At 42.2% G+C, this 230-nt stretch carries 1 protein-coding gene; it reads right to left on the bottom strand.

Going from position 1 to position 230, the window contains the following annotated elements:
* A partial coding sequence (locus AAEY78_RS15250) for an IucA/IucC family protein (RefSeq protein WP_352340383.1) occupies nucleotides 1–230 on the bottom strand: 230 nt, incomplete at both ends.

A 230-nucleotide genomic window follows, 5' to 3' on the forward strand; every position in this document is an offset into this window, starting at 1 on the left:
GTAATGAAGCTGGAAAGAGCCTTTCAACTCAGGAGAATAAATAGCTTCCTCCTCTTCTGTCATTCCTTGTCTGCTTTTTGGTGTAGGATGCGTTAAATGCCCAAGAAGAAGTGACTGCTCCGCTTCAATATATTCAAAATCAGCTGAAGAAAGAGCCGCTCGATCACTTTCTCTCTCTCTGATGAATCGTTCAATATTCCGGCAGCTTAAAATGATGCGAAGCATGAACT

The sequence above is a fragment of the Psychrobacter sp. 16-MNA-CIBAN-0192 genome (genome assembly GCF_040309565.1).
Lineage (GTDB): Bacteria > Pseudomonadota > Gammaproteobacteria > Pseudomonadales > Moraxellaceae > Psychrobacter.